This window comes from Massilia sp. BHUDP2, from assembly GCF_046236355.1.
Lineage (GTDB): Bacteria > Pseudomonadota > Gammaproteobacteria > Burkholderiales > Burkholderiaceae_D > Telluria > Telluria varians.
Genome location: NZ_JBJUVW010000002.1, coordinates 918,855 through 937,773, shown reverse-complemented (window position 1 = coordinate 937,773; position 18,919 = coordinate 918,855). Strand labels below are relative to the sequence as shown.

Sequence of the window (18,919 nt, the reverse complement as noted above, 5' to 3'; positions counted from 1 at the left end):
ATGCAGGCGCTCGTCGCGATTGACGCATCACTCGATTTCGTCGGCGCCACGACCGCCGCCAGCGACGCCGTCCTGCGCCTGCGCGGCGCCGCCCTCCACGATGAACTGGGCCGCATTGCGGGCGCGCTGCTGGGCAGCCCGGTCGGGCGCTTCCTGCCCGGCGCCGGCGTCGGCGGCCTGCAGGGCAACTTCCAGGTGCTACGCCAGGTGGTAGCGGGGGCGTCGGAACAATTCGGCGTCTACGAAGTGGCGGGCCGCGACGCCTACACCAGCGACGATACGCGCCGGCTGGCCGGCCTGGCCCACCTGACCGCCTCGCTGCTGCAGGTGCATTCGCTGGCGGTGCGCTCGACCCATGCCTACGCGCAGATGGAAGCCCAGCTCGCGCACCAGTCGCAGATCCTGGACCAGATCCACGAGTCGGTGCTGACCATGGACCAGATGGGCTACATCACCAGCTGGAACCGCGGCGCCGAGGAACTGTTCGGCTATACCGCGCTGGAAGCGATCGGCCGCAACATCCTGTTCCTGTACGCCGACGAGGACGAAGGCTTCCACGACAGCTTCGCGGAGCAGGGCGGGCGCATGATGGAAGTGCGGCGCCGCAAGAAATCGGGCGAGGTGTTCTGGGCCAGCCTGTCGCTGTCGCCCTTGCGCGACCTGGCCGAGCGCCCGATCGGCCTGATCGCCTACCTCACCGACATCACGGAACGCAAGCAGGCCGAGGAGCAGCTGCATCACCTGGCCTACTACGACGAACTCACCGGCCTGCCGAACCGCACCCTGTTCGCGCGCCTGGTCGACCAGGCCCTGATGGTCGCGCAGCGCAACGAAGCCGCCGGCTGCGTGCTGTTCATCGACCTGAACCGCTTCAAGCGCATCAACGATACCCTGGGCCGCAAGATTGGCGACGAACTGCTGCGCCAGGCGGCCCAGCGCTTCCGCGCGACCCTGCGCGACGAAGACGTGGTGGCGCGCCTGTCCGGCGACGAATTCGCCGTGGGCCTGTTCGACATCCGCCAGCACTTCGAAGCCACCACGGTGGCGCAGAAGCTGCAGGCAGCCCTGGATGCACCCTTCCTGATCGGCGGCCACGACCTGCGCGTGGGCGCCAGCATAGGCATCAGCGTCTATCCGCAGGATGGCAGCGAGGCCGAGACCCTGCTCGGGCTGGCGGACATCGCGATGGAGCGTGCCAAGCAGCTGGAAGCCAATCCAGACCGCAGCGTCGCCTTCTACAGCCAGGACATGAACCAGGGCATGCAGGAACGCATGCGCATCGAATCCGGGCTGCGCCAGGCGTTGGGCAACGGCGAGCTGACCCTGTACTACCAGCCGAAGTTCGAGCTCGGCACCGACCGCATCGTCGGCGCCGAGGCGCTGGTGCGCTGGGTGCATCCGACCCGCGGCATCGTGCCCCCGGGCGAATTCATTCCGCTGGCCGAGAGCACCGGCTTGATCGTGCAGGTGGGCGAGTGGGTGCTGGAGCAGGCCTGTGCCCAGGCGGCGATCTGGCAGCGCGCGGGCGTGGCGCCGCTGCGCCTGGCGGTGAACGTGTCGGCGCGCGAATTCACGGCATCGCTCCCGGAGCGCGTGGCCGACACCCTGGCGCGCTACCAGCTCGATCCCTCGTGGCTGGAGCTGGAGATCACCGAGAGCACGCTGATGCACGACTTCGAGCGCGTGACGGCGATCATGGACCGCATCCACCAGCTGGGCGTAGCGCTGTCGCTGGACGATTTCGGCACCGGCTATTCGAGCCTGTCCTACCTGAAGCGCTTCCCGATCGATACCCTCAAGATCGACCGCTCGTTCACCTTCGGGATCCCGGATGATCCGAGCGATTGCGCGATCGCGGGCACCATCGTCAGCATGGCGCAGCAGCTCGGCCTGCGCGTGATCGCGGAGGGTGTGGAGACGCTGGAGCAACTGGCCTTCCTGCGTGCGTCGGGGTGTGACGAGGTGCAGGGTTACCTGTACAGCAAGCCGCTGCCGGCGGGGGAGTTCGAGCGCTGTTTGCGGGAGAACTGGCTGCTGGTGGCTTGAGCGAGTAAGCAGATTCGCTGCCCGGCATTGATGAATTATGTATAATGCCGGTTCTTCACAGGAAGCGTGGCCGAGTGGTTGAAGGCAGCAGTCTTGAAAACTGCCGACGGGGGAACCCGTTCGTGAGTTCGAATCTCACCGCTTCCGCCAAGCATTCCGAGGCAGAGCTCCATATCCTGGAGCTCTTTTTCGTTTACCGCATGGCGTTCACGCCCCATGCGGCAATCCCAGGTTCTGGTTGGCCGGCACCGCCACGTCGATCAGCGTCGGCTTGGGCAGGTTCAGTTCGCCCATGAGGCGCACGAAGTCCTCGCGGCTGCGGCCCGCCAGGCGCGCGTTATGCCGCTTTTCCCAGCGGATCGTCGATACCGACTGGCCCTTGTAGTCGTGACCGGGCCACATGCGGGTGTCGTCCGGCAGCGCGAACAGCTTGGCATGGACGCTGTCGTACAGCGCATCCGCGCTGCCGCTCTGGAAATCCGTCCGTCCGCAACCGTCGATCAGCAGGGTGTCGCCCGTGAACACGTTGCCGCGCCAGACGTAGCTCATGCTGCCGGCGGTATGGCCCGGCGTGTGCAGGACGCGGATCTCTTCTGCCTGGCCGAAGCGGATCAGTTCACCATCGTTCAGTTGCAGTTCAGCCGGCAGGATGCCGCAGCCGCTCGGCGCAGCGGCCAGCGCGCCGGTCTTCTCGCACAAGCGGCCGGCGGAAGTGACGTGGTCGGCGTGGGCGTGGGTTTCGAGCACGTAGCGCAGGCGCAGGCCCAGACGGTCGATGTGGCGCAGGTCGCGTTCCCAATGGCGCTCGACCGGATCGATGATCACCGCGTCGGACTCGCCGGGCGCGACCAGGATGTAGGTGAAGGTCGAGGATTCGGTATCGAACAGCTGGATGGGGTTGATGTTCATGACGTTCTCCTTACGGATAATGAATCAGATGAAAGCCTTGCCGATCATCCCGAGGGCGACCAGGGCCGAGAGCAGGGCAAAGCCCTTTTGCAGCCGGGGTCCGGCAATGCGCGCCGCCAGCGAGCGGCCGCCGAGCATGCCGGCCAGCGCGCCCGCCGCGAAGGGCGCCGCGGTCGGCCAGTCGATGGCGCCCTGGGCGGCCGCGGTGGCCACGCCGGCGCCGGAAATGATGGCGATCACGGCCAGCGAGGTGGCGACCGCCGACTTGATCGGCAGATCGGTATAGCGCTGAAGGGCGGGAACCATCACGAAGCCGCCACCGACGCCCAGCAGGCCCGACAGGAAGCCGGCGGCGGCGCCCGACAGGCCGAGGGCGCGCACGCACGGGCGGGTCCAGACGAAGCGGCCGTCCGCCGCGCTGCGCAGGCACGGAGCGTGGCCCCGGGCGCCGGCGCCGGATGCGGGCGCGGCAGCCTGGCGGTAGGTCCTGAAGGCCACATACAGCAGCGTCAGGGCGAACAGCACCCCCAGCCAGCGGGCGTCCGCCGCGCGCGCCGCCCACAGTCCGGCCGGCGCGAGCAGCATGCCGGCGGCGGCGATGAGCAGGGCGGCGCGGTAGCGTACGATGCCGGCGCGCAGGCCCAGCAGGGCGCCGAGCGCGGCCGCCATGCCCACCGCGAGCAGGCCGATCGGGCCGGCTTCGGCGACGCTGGCGCCAGTGCCGAAGACCAGCAGCGGAACCGCGAGGATGCCGCCGCCGGCGCCTGTCAGCGCCAGGATCAGGCCGACGACCAGACCGAGCGCGGCGGCGGTCAGCATGACGTCCTCCGCCGAACGCCTGTTGGCCGGATGGGGGCTGGCGCAGGCATGGCTCAGGCGCTCCGGGCGATGCGGCTGGCGCGGGCCCACTCGACCAGCTCGAAGATCGCCATGCCGGCCACCATGGCGATCGTGAACACGAGCGGCTTCGCGCCGCCGGTGGCGAGCGAGGCCAGTGCCGGACCCGGGCAATAGCCGGCCAGGCCCCAGCCGGCGCCGAAGGCGAGCGAGCCGAGCACGAGACGGCGGTCGATCCGGGTCGCGGTGGGCAGGCGCATGGGCGCGCCCAGCAGCGCGCGCTCGCGCTTGGCCGCGAACCAGAACGCCGGCGCGCTCACCAGGATGGCGCCGCCCATGACGAAGGCGAGCGAGGGATCCCAGTTGCCGGCGAGGTCGAGGAAGCCGAGGACCTTGGCGGGATCGCTCATGCCGCCTACGATCAGTCCGATGCCGAAGAGCAGTCCGATGAGCAGTGCTGTCAGGATGTGCATGGTAATTCTCCTTATCCGAGCAGATGGCGTACCACGAAGACGGTGGCGAAGCCGGCCAGCATGAAGGCCGCGGTGGCGGCCAGCGAACGCGGCGAGCGGCGCGACAGGCCGCATACGCCGTGGCCGCTGGTGCATCCGGCGCCGTAGCGCGTTCCTAGGCCGACCAGCAGGCCGGCGGCCACCAGGGTGAGTTCGCCGGCATCGACGGTCGGCACCGGCAGGGTGTGCACGGCGCCGTAGGCGAGCGGCGCGGCGATCAGGCCGAGCACGAAGGCGATGCGCCAGCCGACGTCGCCGGCGGATGGCCGTAGCAGGCCGCCGAGGATGCCGCTGATGCCGGCAATCCTGCCGTTGAGCAGGATGAAGGCCGCGGCGGCGGCGCCGATGGTCAAGCCGCCGGCGAGCGAACTCCAGGGGGTGAAATGGACCCAGTCGATGTTCATGGTTTGACTCCTTGGTTTGGCAGGCAGAACTGCTGGTAGAGCACCTGCATGAGCGCCAGCGCTGCCTCGCTGTCGATCCGGTAGAAAACCTGTTTTCCTTCGCGCCGGGTGCTGACCAGCTGTTCTTCGCGCAGCACGGCGAGCTGCTGGGATAGGGTGGGCTGCGTGATGCCCAGCAGGGTCTCGAGCTCGCCGACTGCATATTCGCCCTGGCTCAGCTGGCACAGCAGCAGGAGGCGGTCGGGATTGCCCAAAACCTTCAGGAGCGCGCACGCCTGTGCGGCGGCATGGCGCATCTGCTGCAAATCGAGTTGTTGCGTGTCTGGCATGGAAGCACCTCATTCAATCTACTGTTTTACATTATATCGACAGACAATCTATCTTTCAATATAATATGGTTTTCTTTTTTTGATTCCCTGGAGGACAGCATGAATATCCGTTATCTCTGCAAGGACTACGCCGTTGCCGCGCAGATCGCGCCTGCCGACGTCGCAGGGTTGAAGGAGCAGGGCTTCGCCACCCTGGTGTGCAACCGCCCGGACGGCGAGGCCGGCGACCAGCCGCCGTTCGCAGCGATCGCCGCCGAGGCGCGCCGTCACGGCGTAGAGGTCGTGCACTTGCCGGTGGTGCCGGGGCGGATCACGGACGCCGATCGCGCGGCCTTCGTCGCGCTGTACGCGGCCGCGCCCAAGCCGATCCTGGGTTTTTGCCGCACCGGCATGCGCGCCGAGACGCTGTTCAAGGACACGAAAAATGAACCCGGCGGCGCTTCGCGCTAGCGCAGCGCTGCGCCGGACAACGTGTCGGCGTCTTATACTTTGTCAGCCCTGCATGCCGAGGAGAAGCGCATGATCTTCCGTCAGCTTTTCGAACCCTTGTCGAGCACCTATACCTATCTGATCGGCTGTCCCGAAACCGGGCAGGCGGTCCTGGTCGATCCCGTGATCGTGACGGTGGAACGCGATCTGGAGGAGTTGAGCCGCCTGGGCCTGACGCTGGCGTACAGCATCGACACCCACGTCCATGCCGACCACATCACGGCTGCGCTGGAACTGAAGAAGCGGGTTGGGAGCAGGATCGCGGCGCCGGCCGCGGAGCGCGTCGATTGTGCGGACGTCCAGCTGGAGGACGGCGTGCCATTCAGGATCGGATCGATGCAATTCGAGCCCCTGCATACGCCGGGCCACACGTCGGGACATTTTGCCTACGTCCTGGGCGACCGTGTATTCACGGGCGACGCCTTGCTGATTGAGGGATGCGGGCGCACCGACTTCCAGCAGGGCGATTCCGATGCGCTCTACCACAGCGTGCGGGGAAAGCTGTTCGCGCTGCCTGACGAAACACTCGTTTACCCGGCGCACGACTACCAGAAAAGGCGGGTGTCTTCGGTGATGCAGGAAAAGCAGCGCAATCCCCGTCTGGGTGGGGACCGCTCGGTCGAAGAGTTCCGGCAGATCATGGCGGAACTCGAGCTGCCGTATCCCAAATTTATCGATTACGCGGTTCCCGGCAATAAGCAATGCGGGGTGTGCCCGACTGATCTGCCGGAAAACCTCGTCAAGTACTGCCAGCAAATGACCGAGAGTCCGCAAGGCTAACCGGCCGGCTCCTGCTTGCCCTTGTCACCTCTGGCTGTAGGAGGGTTCGGGCACAGGCGCCAGCACCATCCGTTTGACGAAGCGCCGCAGCCGGTAGGTACGTGCCTCGAACGGCAGGTGGAAGAGGTAGGCGAACACCACGATGGCGAAGAACAGCCCTGCGTAAACAAGCAGGGACGCCGGATCGCTGGTCGACAGGGTCTGCGTCCCGATCGGGTCATGCAGGAACTCGGCCAGGTAGATCAAGGGATAGTGGATCACATACAGCGTGAACGAAAACGGGGCCAGCAGTCCGGCAAAGTGCGCCAGCCGGTTCCCGATGCGCGCGCGATCCGCGGGAAACTGCAGGCTCGACAGCAGGCAAAGAAAGAGCACGCTGAACAGCAGGTCTTCGGCAAAGGTTGCCGCAACCAGGGTGCCGATACTGCCGCTCAGCCGGAAATGGACGGCCAGCCCAAGGATCACGACGATCAACAGGAAGCGCGCGACGCGGCCCAGTTCGATGCGGATCCGCGAGAACAGCACGCCCAGCAGCCAGATCACGAAATACGGCATCAGGTCGAACAGCAGCAGGTAACCGATGAGCGCACAGGCGGCCAGGCCGGCCGCTTTCGTTATGCCCCGCTGCCCGATGACCGGCAACAGCAGCAGTGGGAAGAGGGCGTAGTACCACATCTCGTTCGACAGGCTCCACAGGGAGAAATTGCCGCCGAAGCGAGGCACTGCCATCCCTTGTAAGCCGAACAGATTGCCCCAGAACGTGCTCCACGAATATTCATTGTCCGGCGCATAGCTGATCTGGCCCGGGTCGACCGTCTGCGTGATCGTGCCGATCGCCAGCGTGAGCACGAAGGCCGGCACCAGCACGATCCACATGCGCGTGAGCCGGTCGATCGCATACGACATCATGTAGTTGGGCTCCCCCAGCTTGTTCAGCAGACTGCCGCCGACGAGCCAGCAGCTCAGCAGGAAGAAGATCACGACGGCGATGTGGGAGAAGCCGGTGAAGAAAGCCAGGCCCTGGTACCAGAGCGATGGGTCGGCCACTGTTTTCAGGCTCGGGAACAGTTCGCCGCGGAGATGGGCGGCGACCACTTGAAGGGCGGCAATACTGCGCAGGGCCGATATCAGGACGGAATGCTGGTAGCTTTCGTTCAGGTTGGTCCTGTCCAGCAGGCATATGCGCATGGCGCATGCAGGATGCATCGTCTCCTCCTGTGGTAAGCCAAACGTCTGGATCGTAGCCCCTCATTTGCTTATTCGGTTTGAGAGTGCACAGGCGCGTCGCGCCTTGCACGCGCTTTGCAGGCAGCCGGTTCCGGAAGCCGCTGTTGCATCCGGACGGCGATCCGAAAACAGTGATGCTTGACAGAAAAATAAAACGGCCCGATCCTCGTAAGCCACATGTAAGAAATCCGTAAGGAAACAAGCCCATGCTGCGAGTCGGCATGCAGATATTTACAGAAGGAGAAGTCCACCCCCCCAAGCCAGCTGTTGTACGTGTAGCGATTCAATCGTGTAAAAAACCAACCAGGAGACAGACGATGAAGCAGCGTAACGACGATTCAAAGAAGCCAGCATCCACCCGCCGCAAGTTCCTCGGCACCGCAGCCGCCGGCACCGCCGGCGCCACCCTCGCGGTCCCGATGATCGCCACCGCCCAAACGCCGAAGCAGATGCGCTTCCAGAGTACCTGGCCCAGCAAGGACATCTTCCACGAATACGCGCTCGACTTCGCCAAGAAGGTCAACGACATGACCGGCGGCGAGCTGAAGATCGAGGTGCTGCCCGCCGGCGCCGTCGTTCCCGCCTTCGGCCTGCTCGACGCCGTCTCCAAGGGCACCCTCGACGGCGGCCACGGCGTCATGGGCTACAACTACGGCAAGCAGAGCGCCATCGCGCTGTGGACCTCGGGCCCGGCCTTCGGCATGGACGCCAACATGGTGCTGGCCTGGCACAAGTACGGCGGCGGCAAGGCGCTGCTGGCCGAGCTGTACAAGAGCATCGGTGCCAACGTCGTCTCCTTCCTCACCGGCCCGATGCCGACCCAGCCGCTGGGCTGGTTCAAGAAGCCGATCAGCAAGGTCGAAGACCTGAAGGGCTTGAAGTTCCGCACCAACGGCCTGGCGATCGACATGTTCACGGCCATGGGCGCGGCGGTGAACGCGCTGCCGGCCGGCGAGATCGTGCCGGCCATGGACCGCGGCCTGCTGGACGGCGCCGAGTTCAACAACGCCAGCTCCGACCGGGTGCTCGGCTTCCCGGACGTGTCCAAGGTCTGCATGCTGCAAAGCTTTCACCAGAGCTCCGAGCAGTTCGAGGTTACCTTCAACAAGACCAGGTACGACGCGCTGCCGGCCAAGATGAAAGCGATCATCGAGAACGCCGTCGAGGCAGCCTCCGCCGACATGTCCTGGAAGGCGGTCGACCGCTATTCCAAGGACTACGCCGGCATGCAGTCCCAGAACGGAGTCAAGTTCTACAAGACGCCGGACTCGGTGCTGCAGGCGCAGCTGGCCGTGTGGGACCAGGTGGTGGCCAAGAAGGGCGCCGACAATCCGCTGTTCAAGAAGGTCGAGGCCTCGATGCGCGCGTTTGCCGAGCGCGCGATGAAGTGGGACATGGACACCAACAACCCGCGCCGCATGGCCTACAACCACTACTTCGGCCGCAGGGCGCCGGCCAAGAAGGCGTAAACGCTACCCTAGCCAACCGTGTGCCCGCCCTTCATGACGAGGGGTGGGCCCTGTTCGTTCGACCGGAGCAGCTCCATGCAAAACGTCTTGTTTTTCGTCGACCGGGTCAGCAGCTGGGTCGGCCAGGCCTTCTCCTGGCTGATCGTCGCGCTCACCTTTCTCATCAGCTGGGAAGTCTTCGCGCGCTACGCCCTGAACACCCCCAACCCCTGGGCCTTCGACCTGATGATCATGATGTACGGCGCCGCCTTCATGATGGCCGGGGCCTACACGCTGGCCAAGAACGGCCACGTGCGCGGCGACGTGCTGTACAGCTTCTTCCCGCCGCGCCTGCAGGCCAGCCTCGACCTGGTCCTGTACTTCGTCTTCTTCATCCCCGGCGTGGTGGCCCTGGTCTGGGCCGGCTATACCTACGCGGCCGAGTCGCTCGCCATCCGCGAACACTCGACCCTCACCGCCAACGGCCCGCCGCTGTATCCCTTCAAGATGGTGATTCCCTTCGCCGGCGTCCTGCTCCTGCTGCAGGGCTTCGTCGAGATCGTGCGCTGCATCGTCTGCCTGCGCAGGGGCGAATGGCCAGCCCGCGAGGCCGACGTCGAGGAGGTCGACGTCGACAAGCTCAAGGCCACCGTGAACGCACCAGGGGAGCGCACGCCATGAGGAAGGAAATCTGGTTCGGCCTGTCGATCCTGGTAGCGATCGTCGTCGCCCTGTTCGTCCTGATGCCGGCACCCGCCGACATGACGAACGGCCACCTGGGCCTCCTGATGCTGGCGCTGGTGGTGGTGGCCATCATGCTCGGCTTCCCCACCGCCTTCACCCTGATGGGCATGGGGGTGATGTTCGCCTGGTTCGCCTACCACAGCCAGAACCCCGACCAGGCGGTGCAGCAGACGCTCGACCTGATGGTGCAGCGCGCCTATTCGGTGATGGCCAACGACGTGCTCATTTCGATCCCGCTGTTCATCTTCATGGGCTACCTGGTGGAGCGCGCCAACCTGATCGAGCGGCTGTTCAAGAGCCTGCACCTGGCGATGGCGCGCGTGCCCGGCTCCCTGGCCGTGGCCACCATCGTCACCTGCGCGGTGTTCGCCACCGCCACCGGCATCGTCGGCGCCGTGGTCACCCTCATGGGCCTGCTGGCGATGCCGGCCATGCTCAAGGCGGGCTACAGCACCCAGCTGACGGCAGGCTGCATCACGGCGGGCGGCTGCCTGGGCATCCTGATTCCGCCTTCGGTGCTCTTGATCGTCTACGGGGCGACGGCCGGGGTCTCGGTGGTCCAGCTGTATGCGGGCGCCTTCTTCCCGGGGATCATGCTGGCGGCGCTGTATGTCGGCTACGTGCTGATCATCGCCAAGCTCAAGCCCAGCATGGCGCCGCCGCTGCCGGCATCCGAGCGCGTCGTCGCGCTGCCGGCCTATACGCAGGCGATCCCCGGCGCCTACGGCAAGAGCGCGGTGCCGGCCCTGGTGCGTGCCTTCAAGGGCCGGCGCGGCGCCGATGTCCCGGGCCGCACCCTGGCGTCGAACCTAGCCGTCGCACTGCTGCCGGCACTGGCCTTTGCCGCCGTCATGGGCCTGAGCTACCGGATCGTCACCGCGCCGGATGCTCCCCGAACGGAGCTGGTCGAGATGGGCGCCCAGCAGGAATTCGACAGCGCGGCAAGCGTCGAGGAGGGCGGCTTGCAGGAGCCGCCCGCCGAGGGAGAACTGGCCGAGCCGCCGGTGGAAGGGGAGGCGACGCCGCTCCCGGCAGCCGGCGCAACGCCTGTCGCAGCGGCCGCCGACGTGGCGGTCCCCGCGGCCGCGCCGGAGCCGGTCGCCAAGCCGGCGTCCAGGGCCTACTGGATCACGTTTGCCGTGGTGGCTGCGGCGCTAGCCATCTTCTACGTGTTCTTCAGCTTCGCGCGCCTCGAGATCTTCAAGATGCTGCTCGGCTCCTTGTTCCCGCTGGTGATCCTGATCCTGGCGGTGCTGGGCAGCATCGTGTTCGGCCTGGCCACGCCGACCGAGGCGGCGGCGATGGGCGCCTTCGGTGGGCTGATCCTGGCGATCGCCTACCGCCGCTTCAACTTCAAGCTGCTGCGCGAGTCGGCCCACCTCACCACCAAGACCACGGCCATGGTGTGCTGGCTGTTCGTGGGTTCGAGCATCTTCTCGGCCGCGTTCGCGCTGCTGGGCGGGCAGGAGATCATCAATAACTGGGTGCTGGGCATGGACCTGACGCCGGTGCAGTTCATGATCCTGGCCCAGGTGGTGATCTTCCTGCTCGGCTGGCCGCTGGAATGGACCGAGATCATCGTGATCTTCATGCCGATCTTCGTGCCGCTGCTGCAGCATTTCAACATCGATCCGCTGTTCTTCGGCCTGCTGGTGGCGATGAACCTGCAGACCGCCTTCCTGTCGCCGCCGGTGGCGATGTCGGCGTTTTATCTGAAGGGCGTGTCGCCGCCGCATGTGACGCTGAACCAGATTTTCCTGGGGATGCTGCCCTTCATGGGACTGCAGGTGCTGGGGATTATCCTGCTCTACACCTTCCCGGCGATCGGCATGTGGCTGCCGGAAGTGCTGTACAAATAAGCCTGGCAAGAGGGCGCGGTTCGGCAGGCCGCGCCCCTCATGTGGAATTTCTCTTGCGCCTTCGTTAAGTTATGCGTCGCATGAATGGCTGACATGCGGAACGCGAAGTTTCATTGCGGTGCAACATCGGTAATAATGGCGGCCTCTACCCAGCCGTACCTTCCACGTTCCCGGATCTTGCCACCACAAGTGCCATCTTCCGGCAGCGCTGACTCCCCCGACTTTGTACACGCATAGTGAGGAAAATGAAGCATCATCTCCTGCCCGGCTCGACTTCCTACCGATTTGACGGATGCGCCCTGCATGCGTCGGCGCATGTGTCGGGTACTGAGGTGGCGCGATGATGCAGGGCGCCCTGCAAACGCAGGCGGCCCAGGGCAAGAACGTGGTCTCGATCAAGCCGCATACCCTGTTCGACGACGTCTACGGCATTCTGGTTGGCGTGCTGTTCGTCGCGATGGGCGTCCTGCTGCTGCAGGCCGCCGGCCTGATCACGGGCGGCGTGGCCGGCATCTCGCTGCTGACGTCCTACGTGTCCGGCTACTCGGTCGGCCTGCTGTTCATGCTCATCAACCTGCCGTTCTTCCTGTTCGGCTACCTGTTCATGGGCGCGCGCTTCACCATCAAGTCGCTGGCCGGCAGCATCCTGATCATGGCCATGCTCAAGCTGATGCCGAACGGCCTGGTGATCGGCCACATCCACCCTATGGTCGCGGCCCTGGGCGGCGGCACCTTCTGCGGCATGGGCATCCTGGCGCTGGCGCGCCATGGCGCCGGCGTGGGCGGCACCGGCATCGTCACGCTGTGGCTGCAGAAGCGCTACGGCATCAATGCCGGCCGCACCCAGGTGGCGATCGACGCCGTGATCCTGCTGGCGGCGCTGGCCATCGTGTCGCCCGAACTGGTGGGCTGGTCCTCGCTGAGCGCGATCGCCATGAGCAGCATGGTCATGGCATGGCACCGCCCGGGCCGTTATTTCGGCAACTAAAACCATCTACGGCTGGTATCAGCCGTATTCCCAGCGCCACGGCATGTCCGTCTCGCCCAGCACCCGCCGGGCGAGCTCGGGATAGATCCGCTCGGCGCGCACGTCGTTGGCCAGCATGACCACGCAGCGCTGGCCGCGCTCCAGGCACAGCACCATGTTGCCGGTGCTGTCGTTGTGCCCACCCTTGAACCACGCCGGCCCGCTGCGGTCGCGGAAGCTCACCACGCCCAGGCCCGCCGCCAGCGACTGCGGCCAGCTGGCCTGGGGCGCGGCGAGCGTCGGGAACTGGGCGGCGGAGCCGATCGGCAGCCAGGCCTGCACCAGCATGGCGCGCGCCGCCGCGCTCAACCCGTCTCCCCGTACGATACCTGCCCACAGGCGCGCCTGGTCCTCGATGGTGGTGTCCATCGAGCCCGCCGCGCTCGGTCGGCTGCGCTCGTCGTGCGCTTCCATCTTGCCGTCCAGGGTATAGCCGTCGGCCAGGTTGTCGGCAAAATCCGCGCGCCACTGCATGCTGGTATTGCGCATGCCGAAGCGGTCGAACACGCGGCGCTGCATTTCCCTGCCCGTGTCCAGGCCCAGGCCGCGCTCGACCACCAGCTGCAGGATGTAGAAGCCTTCGCCCGAATAGGCGTAGCGCTCGCCCGGATCGAAGTGGAAGCGCAGCTTGCGGTCCGGCTCCAGCCAGCGGAAGTTGGCGAAGCCGGACGAATGCGTGAGCAGGATGCGCGGCGTCAGCCTGCGCCAGCGTTCGTCGTGCGCGAGATCGGAGAAATCCCATGGCTGCCTGTCGTAGGCGGGCAGGGGCTGCGGCAGCAGGGTGGGCAAGGGCGCGTCGAGGTCGAGCTTTCCTTCGTCCACCAGCTGCAGCAGCATGTAGGCAAAGGCAGCCTTGGTGAGCGAGGCGCCATACATCACCGTCTGCGGCGTGAGCGGCAGGCCGCGTTCCACGTTGCGCTTGCCGTAGGCCTGCACGCTGACGACCCGGCCGCGGTCGATGGTCGCCAGCGCCAGTCCCTGCACGTTCTCGCGCGCCATCAGGCGGCGTACTTCGTCGTCGGAGATGGGAGAAATCGAAGGCGCAGCCGCGCATCCGGAGAGCAGGCAGGCCGACACGCACAGTGCTGTTTTCATCGATGTCCCGGAAATGGTCATGGCGTGGTCATGCTACACCGGCAGGGTCGACTGTGGCCGATAGGGCACAATTTCGAACTGAACGTGCTTTTTTGTTGCGTTGCCGCAAAAAATTGATGGGTCAGCAATAAATGATGCCGACAGTTATTTAATTATTGTTAGGAAACTAGTTAGAATAGTCGGCTATTTGAATTCCATCGCAATCATTCGTCCATGAGCGGCATCTTCGGAAAAATGCGCCTGTCCAGCCTGATGACCCTGGCCGTCTGTGCCACGGTCGCGCTGACGGTCGCGCTGCAACTGGCGCTGGTGAACCATTTCGCAGTGCGCCAGGCGCGCGAAGAGGCCCAGCTGCGCCTGCAGCAGCTCTCCTGGCAGATGCGCGATTCGCTCAACCGCGTGATCGAGCAGGCGACCCGCGACACCCGCCTGCTGGCCGAACTGCCGCAGGTGCGCTATTCGAGCGATGCCGACGCGACCCGGGCGGTACTCGAAAGCCTGCAGCGCAGCTTCCCCGACTACGCCTGGATCGGCATCGCCGACCTCGACGGCAAGGTGGTGGCCTCAACCGGCCGCATGCTGGAGGGCGCCAACGTCGGCAAGCGTCCCTGGTTCACCGCCGGCATGCGCGGCGTGGTCGCCACCGACTACCATCCTGCCTTGCTGCTCGAGAAGATCCTGCCGCGCAAGCCCGACCCCTGGCGCTTCGTCGACGCCTCCGGCCCGATCGTCGATGCCGGCGGCAAGCCGGTCGCCGTGCTCGGCCTGCACCTGAGCTGGGAATGGGCGCGCAGCCATGCGCGTACGCTGCTCACGCCGGCGCTGCGCGAGTACGGCGCCGAGATCTTCGTGATCCGTGACGACGGCACCGTCATGCTCGGTCCGGCGCCGCTGGTCGAAACGAAAGTGCACACCGCCAGCCTGCGCCTGGCGCAGCAGGGCCAGACCGGAGCGCTGCGCGAGGTCTGGCCGGACGGGCGCGCCTACCTCACCGGCTACAGCCAGACCGGCGACATGCGCGATCCGGCCGCGCCGCGCTGGACCGTGCTGGTGCGCCAGACCGAGGGCCGGGCGCTGGCCGGCGCGGAGGACCTGAAGCAGCGCATGCTCGGCTGGAGCGCGCTGCTGGCGCTGGCGCTGGCCGGCGCCGCGGCGCTGATGGCGCGCCACCTGGTGCGGCCGATGGCAAAGCTGCGCGAGGCGATCGAAGGGATCACCGCAGCCACGCGAAGCGGCAAGGAGCCGCCGCCGATCCCGCCGGTGGATGGCTTCCTCGAGACCCAGATCCTGTCGCGCACGATGCGCGAACTGGTGCACAGCGAGGTCGCGCACCGCAAGGCACTGCTGGCCATGAACGAGCGCCTCGAGCTGGCAGTGGCCGAGCGCACCGCCGAACTGCAGGCGCTCCTGCTGCGCGACGTGCTCACCGGCCTGCCGAACCGGCGCGCGCTGCTGGCGGCGCTGCCCGAGGCGATGAGCCGCGCGCGCCGCGTGGGCCGTCCGTGCGCGCTGCTGTTCCTCGACATGGACGGCTTCAAGGCGGTCAACGACAACCACGGACACGAAGAAGGCGACGAGCTGCTGCGCCAGTTCGGCGAGCGCCTGGCGCAGGGCGTGCGCAAGACCGACATGGTGGCGCGCCTGGCCGGCGACGAATTCGTCGTGGTGCTGGAGATGCTGACCGACGCGCTGCACGCCGAAGACACCGCGCACAAGCTGCTCGAACGCCTCAAGGAAGCGTACGTGCTGCGCAGCGCCACCGTGACGGTCGGCGCCAGCATCGGCATCGCGCTGCACCTGCCGGAAGACCCGGCGGACGTCGACGCCTGGCTGGCGCGCGCCGACCATGCGATGTACGCGGTCAAGCGCACCGGCAAGAACGGCATCGCGCTCGCGGCCGAGGTCTGATACTGCTACCATCGCCCGCATGTCCGAAATCACCCAACTCATCGCCACCCTCAAGCGCGAACTCAAACAGCAGGGCAAGACCTACCGCGACGTCGCCGAAGCCCTCGATCTGTCCGAGCCGAGCGTCAAGCGCCTGTTCGCCACCGAGCAGTTCACGCTCGAGCGCCTGGTCGAGATCTGCGGCTTGCTGGGCCTGACGCTGGCCGAGCTGGCGCAGGAAGCGGGGCAGGGCCATCAGCGGCTGCGTACCTTGAATCCGGCGCAGGAACGCGAGCTGGTCTCCGATGCGCGCCTGCTGCTGGTGGCGGTGTGCGCGCTGAACCACTGGACCATGGCCGAGATGCTGCAGGCCTACCGCCTGAGCGAAGCCGAATGCGTGCAGCTGCTGCTGCGCCTCGACCGCCTGGCGCTGATCACGCTCCTGCCGGGCAATCGCATCCGCCTGAACGTGGCGCGCGACTTCGACTGGCTGCCGGGCGGGCCGATCCGCCAGTACTTCCGCGAGCAGGGCATGCTTGAATTCATCGACAGCGCCTTCGGGCAGCCGGGCGACGCGCTCGACTTCGTGCACGGCATGCTCACCGAGAGTGCACGCGCCAAGCTGCAGGGCGAACTGCGGCAGCTGCGGGCGCGCTTCGCGCAGCTGCACGAGGAAAGCCTGGCGGCGCCGCTGCCGCAGCGCCGCGGCACCGGTTTGCTGCTGGCCTTGCGCGAGTGGGAGCCGGCAGCGTTCGCCGGCTTGCGGCGCTAGCCGCGACCGGCACCCGGGGCGCCTACTGCGCGGGCGCCGACACCCGGTACTCCCACGCGCCCAGCGTCGCCTTCTGCGTGGCGCCGGGGAGCGCATACTGCTGCTGCGCCCCGGACAGGTTCACCGTCACCGCCACCGCATTCCCATCCTTTTGCCGCCTGAACGCAAACACCTTGTCGTTCCCGGTCTCCAGCACCCGCATCGTCCCGCCATACTGTCCGTTCCACAGCGCCGGGTTGTCATGCTTGAGCTTGAGCAGCCAGGTGTACAGTGCCCCGTTGGGATGCTCGCGCCACGCGATCGGGTCCTTCTCGAAGAATTCCAGGCGCTTGTCCAGCCCGGCTTCCTGCCCGCCGTAGATCAGGGGCATGCCCGGCAGCGTCGCCGCCAGCACCGCCATCGCCTGGAAGGCCGGTCCGTAATGTTCCGGGTCGCTGCCGTGCCAGGAATTCTCGTCGTGGTTGCTGGTGAAGCGCATGCGGTAGGCGTGCTCCGGGTAGGCCACCGGCGGCTGCTCGAACAGGGTGCGCAGCGCCCGCGCATCGGCCTTGCCCTTGGCGATGTCCTTGAAGACACCCAGGGTATCCCAGCCATAGCTCATGTCGAATGCGCGCGTGTGCAGCTCCGGCTGCCAGGCCTCGGCCAGCATGAACACCGGCTTGATCCGTTCCAGCTCGACACGCAATTGTTCCCAGAAGGCGGTCGGCACCTTGGCCGCCACGTCGCAACGGAAGCCGTCGATGCCGGTCTCGCGCACCCAGAACGCCATTGCCTCTGTCATCCCTTTCCACAGGCCAGGCTGTTTCCAGTCGAGGCCGGTGACGTCGGTCCAGTACTCGGGTTCCGCACCCTCGGTGTAGGTCACCGGGAACAGTTCGCCCTTGGCATCCTTCAGGTACCAGTCCTTGTGCTGCACCGTCCACGGGTTGTCGAAGGCCGTGTGGTTGGCCACCCAGTCGATGATGACGCGCATGCCGAGCCCTTGCGCCTGCTTCACGAGGCGCTTGAAGTCGTCCATGCTGCCGAATTCCGGGTTCACGGCGGTGTAGTCGCGCACCGCGTAGTAGCTTCCGAGCGTGCCCTTGCGGTTCTTGGCGCCGATGGGGTGGACCGGCATCAGCCACAGGATGTCCACGCCCATCTTGCGCAGTCGCGGCAGGTGCTGCGCGAATGCATTGAACGTGCCTTCCTTCGTGTACTGCCGGATATTCACCTCATAGATGTTGGCGCTGCGCGACCACGTCACATGGCTCATCGGCGCCGCGGCCGGCTGCTGGGCCTGTACGGGAAGCGGGCTGAAGGCGGCGCTGAAGGCCACGGCAAGAATCGGCAGCGTGCGGACAACAAATGACATGGGTCTCCTCCGGTTTTGTGAAAGCCTCTTGTGCCCACTCATTCTACGGTGTAGAACCTTAAGCAAGCGGGAAAGTTCGGCTCAGAAGCACAGGTATGGACGACGCTGTTTTATGTGAGGTATTAGACAGATCAGTTCGTCAAAGAAGGCAATGATGGCATCAGAGAGGGAATGACGCCATGAAGATGTCAATCGTCGCATGCGCCGTGCTCGGAGCGAGCGCGGCGTGCGCCTCGGCCGAGAACGCGGCTGCTCCCGACGGGAGCACCGGTGCGCGCGAGGCGCTGAAGGAGGTCAGGGAAGCCGGCTGCGGCAAGGGCTGCGCGGCGCCGTCCGCGGACAGCGCCGGCAAGGCAGTGCCCGCCCAGGGCGGAGCCGGCACCGGCCGCACCGGCGAAGGGCCGGCAATTTTCACGTTGGAAACCGCACACGAGGCCCAGCAGCGGCGTACCAGCGAAGCCCAGCTGCTGAGCGCGGGCCGCCAGTACAACCTCGATTTCCGTACGCTGAGCGACGTCGGCGATCCGTTTCACGGCGGCCTGGCCGGCAGTGGCAGCGGCGCCGAGGACGCGCGCCGCAGCAGCGACAGCGTCATCTACCAGGGCCGCTTCAATGGCTTCACGGCCGGCTCGTCCTGGGGCAAAGGCGACATCGACGGCTCGCCCTCGGGCCGCGCCTGGGGCATGACGGTCGGTTTCAAGGCCGGCCCCTTCACGATCCGCGCGGCGCACCAGAACCGCAACGTGGCCAAGGTCACCCGCATCAATCCGGTCGACATCAGCATGGCCGCGAAGAATTCCATCATTGCCGCCAACATGCGCTTCGACTGGGGCACCGCCTACGCGGCCTACAGCGCCAACCGCGGCTGGGGCAGCTCGCCGCTGTTCAACCCGGACAATCCCTACGGCGCCGGCATCGCCGGCATCCCGTCCACCGACAGCCGCGACGTGCTGGCCGGGGTGGCGGTGCCGGTCAGCCATGCGACCACGCTGCTGGCTTCCTACATCCGCAAGAACGACCGCGACCCGGCCAACCGCGACGCGCGCCAGATCGCGGTCGGGGCGACCTATGCGATCTCGCGCAAGCTGGATTTCTACGCCGCGTATTCGCACATCCAGCAGCAGAGCGGCATCCGCAACGCCAACGTACGCCATGGCGGCGGCGGGGCGATCAACATGGGAATGCGGCGGGCATTTTAAG

At 66.3% G+C, this 18,919-nt stretch carries 18 protein-coding genes and 1 tRNA gene; 11 read left to right on the top strand and 8 right to left on the bottom strand.

The window, feature by feature from the left end:
- Positions 1-2,046: a putative bifunctional diguanylate cyclase/phosphodiesterase gene (locus ACK6C6_RS14865; RefSeq protein WP_409267927.1), complete on the top strand. Its 2,046-nt coding sequence runs from the start codon at positions 1-3 to the stop codon at positions 2,044-2,046.
- Positions 2,047-2,106: 60 nt separating this feature from the next.
- Positions 2,107-2,196: transfer RNA gene (locus ACK6C6_RS14860), tRNA-Ser, on the top strand.
- 57 nt (positions 2,197-2,253) lie between these two features.
- Here ACK6C6_RS14860 and ACK6C6_RS14855 read toward each other — a convergent pair.
- From ACK6C6_RS14855 to ACK6C6_RS14835, 5 genes are read right to left on the bottom strand one after another with little or no spacing between them, the layout of a single operon-like run.
- Positions 2,254-2,955, bottom strand: coding sequence for an MBL fold metallo-hydrolase (locus ACK6C6_RS14855; RefSeq protein ID WP_409267926.1), 702 nt, complete (start codon positions 2,953-2,955; stop codon positions 2,254-2,256).
- A 24-nt stretch (positions 2,956-2,979) separates the two neighbouring features.
- Entirely contained in the window at positions 2,980-3,774 is a 795-nt protein-coding gene (locus ACK6C6_RS14850; protein WP_409267925.1) for a sulfite exporter TauE/SafE family protein, read from the bottom strand.
- A gap of 53 nt (positions 3,775-3,827) precedes the next feature.
- Entirely contained in the window at positions 3,828-4,265 is a 438-nt protein-coding gene (locus ACK6C6_RS14845; RefSeq protein ID WP_209588649.1) for a YeeE/YedE family protein, read from the bottom strand.
- An 11-nt stretch (positions 4,266-4,276) separates the two neighbouring features.
- On the bottom strand, positions 4,277-4,708 hold the full coding sequence (locus ACK6C6_RS14840) for a YeeE/YedE family protein (RefSeq protein WP_409267924.1): 432 nt from the start codon (positions 4,706-4,708) through the stop codon (positions 4,277-4,279).
- Positions 4,705-5,037 carry a metalloregulator ArsR/SmtB family transcription factor gene (locus ACK6C6_RS14835; RefSeq protein WP_209588647.1) on the bottom strand — a complete coding sequence of 111 codons (333 nt, stop codon included), beginning with the start codon at positions 5,035-5,037 and terminating at the stop codon, positions 4,705-4,707. Before ACK6C6_RS14835 ends, ACK6C6_RS14840 begins: the two co-directional genes overlap by 4 nt.
- A 99-nt stretch (positions 5,038-5,136) precedes the next feature.
- Here ACK6C6_RS14835 and ACK6C6_RS14830 point away from each other — a divergent pair, with 99 nt between their 5' ends.
- Both ACK6C6_RS14830 and ACK6C6_RS14825 read left to right on the top strand, forming a co-directional pair.
- Positions 5,137-5,487, top strand: coding sequence for a TIGR01244 family sulfur transferase (locus tag ACK6C6_RS14830; protein ID WP_409267923.1), 351 nt, complete (start codon positions 5,137-5,139; stop codon positions 5,485-5,487).
- 69 nt (positions 5,488-5,556) lie between these two features.
- Positions 5,557-6,306, top strand: a complete 750-nt coding sequence (locus tag ACK6C6_RS14825) for an MBL fold metallo-hydrolase (RefSeq protein WP_409267922.1) — start codon at positions 5,557-5,559, stop codon at positions 6,304-6,306.
- Between the two features lie 24 nt (positions 6,307-6,330).
- Here the strand turns inward: ACK6C6_RS14825 and ACK6C6_RS14820 are convergent, their stop codons facing one another.
- Positions 6,331-7,512, bottom strand: a complete 1,182-nt coding sequence (locus ACK6C6_RS14820; RefSeq protein ID WP_409267921.1) for an acyltransferase family protein — start codon at positions 7,510-7,512, stop codon at positions 6,331-6,333.
- A gap of 338 nt (positions 7,513-7,850) precedes the next feature.
- Here ACK6C6_RS14820 and ACK6C6_RS14815 point away from each other — a divergent pair, with 338 nt between their 5' ends.
- The 4 genes from ACK6C6_RS14815 to ACK6C6_RS14800 all read left to right on the top strand — a co-directional run bounded on the left by ACK6C6_RS14815 (position 7,851) and on the right by ACK6C6_RS14800 (position 12,572).
- Complete coding sequence (locus ACK6C6_RS14815; RefSeq protein ID WP_036216690.1) at positions 7,851-9,002, top strand: TRAP transporter substrate-binding protein; 1,152 nt, start codon at positions 7,851-7,853, stop codon at positions 9,000-9,002.
- A gap of 75 nt (positions 9,003-9,077) precedes the next feature.
- Positions 9,078-9,662: a TRAP transporter small permease subunit gene (locus ACK6C6_RS14810; RefSeq protein WP_409267919.1), complete on the top strand. Its 585-nt coding sequence runs from the start codon at positions 9,078-9,080 to the stop codon at positions 9,660-9,662.
- Positions 9,659-11,584 (top strand): TRAP transporter large permease subunit, encoded by a 1,926-nt coding sequence (locus tag ACK6C6_RS14805; protein WP_409267918.1) that lies wholly within the window; start codon positions 9,659-9,661, stop codon positions 11,582-11,584. The genes ACK6C6_RS14810 and ACK6C6_RS14805 overlap by 4 nt, the downstream gene beginning before the upstream one ends.
- A gap of 340 nt (positions 11,585-11,924) precedes the next feature.
- Positions 11,925-12,572, top strand: coding sequence for a YitT family protein (locus ACK6C6_RS14800; RefSeq protein WP_209588641.1), 648 nt, complete (start codon positions 11,925-11,927; stop codon positions 12,570-12,572).
- A gap of 18 nt (positions 12,573-12,590) precedes the next feature.
- Here the strand turns inward: ACK6C6_RS14800 and ACK6C6_RS14795 are convergent, their stop codons facing one another.
- A complete protein-coding gene (locus ACK6C6_RS14795) occupies positions 12,591-13,706 on the bottom strand; it encodes a serine hydrolase domain-containing protein (RefSeq protein WP_409267917.1) in 1,116 nt (371 codons plus the stop codon).
- Between the two features lie 213 nt (positions 13,707-13,919).
- Between ACK6C6_RS14795 and ACK6C6_RS14790 the strand changes: the two genes are divergently transcribed.
- Positions 13,920-15,614, top strand: a complete 1,695-nt coding sequence (locus tag ACK6C6_RS14790; protein WP_409267916.1) for a diguanylate cyclase domain-containing protein — start codon at positions 13,920-13,922, stop codon at positions 15,612-15,614.
- Positions 15,615-15,633: 19 nt separating this feature from the next.
- The gene (locus ACK6C6_RS14785; RefSeq protein ID WP_409267915.1) at positions 15,634-16,365 is read left to right on the top strand and encodes a helix-turn-helix domain-containing protein; all 732 of its coding nucleotides are present in this window, start codon (positions 15,634-15,636) and stop codon (positions 16,363-16,365) included.
- A 22-nt stretch (positions 16,366-16,387) separates the two neighbouring features.
- Here the strand turns inward: ACK6C6_RS14785 and ACK6C6_RS14780 are convergent, their stop codons facing one another.
- Positions 16,388-17,719, bottom strand: a complete 1,332-nt coding sequence (locus ACK6C6_RS14780; RefSeq protein ID WP_409267914.1) for an alpha-amylase family glycosyl hydrolase — start codon at positions 17,717-17,719, stop codon at positions 16,388-16,390.
- 179 nt (positions 17,720-17,898) lie between these two features.
- Between ACK6C6_RS14780 and ACK6C6_RS14775 the strand changes: the two genes are divergently transcribed.
- On the top strand, positions 17,899-18,918 hold the full coding sequence (locus tag ACK6C6_RS14775) for a porin (protein ID WP_409267913.1): 1,020 nt from the start codon (positions 17,899-17,901) through the stop codon (positions 18,916-18,918).
- The last annotated feature ends 1 nt before the right edge of the window (position 18,919 follow it).

What these genes read in the sequence shown, in the direction of transcription:
- ACK6C6_RS14865 (WP_409267927.1), top strand. Translation starts at nt 1, where the DNA reads ATGCAGGCGCTCGTCGCGATTGACGCATCACTCGATTTCGTCGGCGCC.
- ACK6C6_RS14855 (WP_409267926.1), bottom strand. Translation starts at nt 2,955, where the DNA reads ATGAACATCAACCCCATCCAGCTGTTCGATACCGAATCCTCGACCTTC.
- ACK6C6_RS14850 (WP_409267925.1), bottom strand. Translation starts at nt 3,774, where the DNA reads ATGCTGACCGCCGCCGCGCTCGGTCTGGTCGTCGGCCTGATCCTGGCG.
- ACK6C6_RS14845 (WP_209588649.1), bottom strand. Translation starts at nt 4,265, where the DNA reads ATGCACATCCTGACAGCACTGCTCATCGGACTGCTCTTCGGCATCGGA.
- ACK6C6_RS14840 (WP_409267924.1), bottom strand. Translation starts at nt 4,708, where the DNA reads ATGAACATCGACTGGGTCCATTTCACCCCCTGGAGTTCGCTCGCCGGC.
- ACK6C6_RS14835 (WP_209588647.1), bottom strand. Translation starts at nt 5,037, where the DNA reads ATGCCAGACACGCAACAACTCGATTTGCAGCAGATGCGCCATGCCGCC.
- ACK6C6_RS14830 (WP_409267923.1), top strand. Translation starts at nt 5,137, where the DNA reads ATGAATATCCGTTATCTCTGCAAGGACTACGCCGTTGCCGCGCAGATC.
- ACK6C6_RS14825 (WP_409267922.1), top strand. Translation starts at nt 5,557, where the DNA reads ATGATCTTCCGTCAGCTTTTCGAACCCTTGTCGAGCACCTATACCTAT.
- ACK6C6_RS14820 (WP_409267921.1), bottom strand. Translation starts at nt 7,512, where the DNA reads ATGCATCCTGCATGCGCCATGCGCATATGCCTGCTGGACAGGACCAAC.
- ACK6C6_RS14815 (WP_036216690.1), top strand. Translation starts at nt 7,851, where the DNA reads ATGAAGCAGCGTAACGACGATTCAAAGAAGCCAGCATCCACCCGCCGC.
- ACK6C6_RS14810 (WP_409267919.1), top strand. Translation starts at nt 9,078, where the DNA reads ATGCAAAACGTCTTGTTTTTCGTCGACCGGGTCAGCAGCTGGGTCGGC.
- ACK6C6_RS14805 (WP_409267918.1), top strand. Translation starts at nt 9,659, where the DNA reads ATGAGGAAGGAAATCTGGTTCGGCCTGTCGATCCTGGTAGCGATCGTC.
- ACK6C6_RS14800 (WP_209588641.1), top strand. Translation starts at nt 11,925, where the DNA reads ATGATGCAGGGCGCCCTGCAAACGCAGGCGGCCCAGGGCAAGAACGTG.
- ACK6C6_RS14795 (WP_409267917.1), bottom strand. Translation starts at nt 13,706, where the DNA reads ATGAAAACAGCACTGTGCGTGTCGGCCTGCCTGCTCTCCGGATGCGCG.
- ACK6C6_RS14790 (WP_409267916.1), top strand. Translation starts at nt 13,920, where the DNA reads ATGAGCGGCATCTTCGGAAAAATGCGCCTGTCCAGCCTGATGACCCTG.
- ACK6C6_RS14785 (WP_409267915.1), top strand. Translation starts at nt 15,634, where the DNA reads ATGTCCGAAATCACCCAACTCATCGCCACCCTCAAGCGCGAACTCAAA.
- ACK6C6_RS14780 (WP_409267914.1), bottom strand. Translation starts at nt 17,719, where the DNA reads ATGTCATTTGTTGTCCGCACGCTGCCGATTCTTGCCGTGGCCTTCAGC.
- ACK6C6_RS14775 (WP_409267913.1), top strand. Translation starts at nt 17,899, where the DNA reads ATGAAGATGTCAATCGTCGCATGCGCCGTGCTCGGAGCGAGCGCGGCG.